The sequence below is a fragment of the Cellulomonas sp. genome (assembly GCF_017744555.1).
Classification (GTDB): domain Bacteria; phylum Actinomycetota; class Actinomycetes; order Actinomycetales; family Cellulomonadaceae; genus Cellulomonas.
In genome coordinates, this window is record NZ_JAGIBD010000124.1 from 1 (window position 1) to 580 (window position 580).

General features: G+C 73.1%; 1 protein-coding gene. It reads left to right on the top strand.

The window, feature by feature from the left end; genetic code table 11:
* Positions 1 to 580: sigma factor-like helix-turn-helix DNA-binding protein (locus tag J7523_RS20500; protein ID WP_291890657.1), on the top strand; the 580-nt coding region annotated here is incomplete at both ends.

Below are 580 nucleotides of genomic sequence, written 5' to 3' on the forward strand. Positions count from 1 at the left end.
GCCCACAACACCGCGCTCGACGCCCTGCGCGCCCGCAAGCGCCAGGCGACGTTCGACGACACCTTCGCCGAGGTCGAGGACCCGGCGGCGGCGGCCGACGCACGGGTGGCGGCGACCGCCAGCCTGGCCGTGTTACTGCGCCTGCCCGTAGCCCAGCGCTCGTGCGTGGTCTTGATCGACGTACTGGGCCACTCGGCGGAAGAGCCCGGTCAGTTGCTGGACCTGACCCTGGCCGCGACCAAGGCCGCCCTGCATCGCGGTCGCGAACGCCTGAAGGACTTGGCGCAAGAGCCGAATGCGCCCCCTCCCCCGCTGGACGCCGCCGAGCGCGACCGCCTGCGGGCCTATGCCGACCGCTTCAACGCCCGCGACTTCGACGCCCTGCGCGCCCTGCTCAGCGAGGATGTCCGGTTGGACCTGGCCAACCGCCGCCGCCTGGACGGCCGCACCGACGTGTCGATGTACTTCACCCACTACAACAGCACGACCGGCTGGTGGCTCGAGCCCGGCTTGGCCGAGGGCCGCCCCGCCTTGCTGGTCCGCGCCGGCCCCGACGAGCCGCTCCGCTACGTGGTGCTGC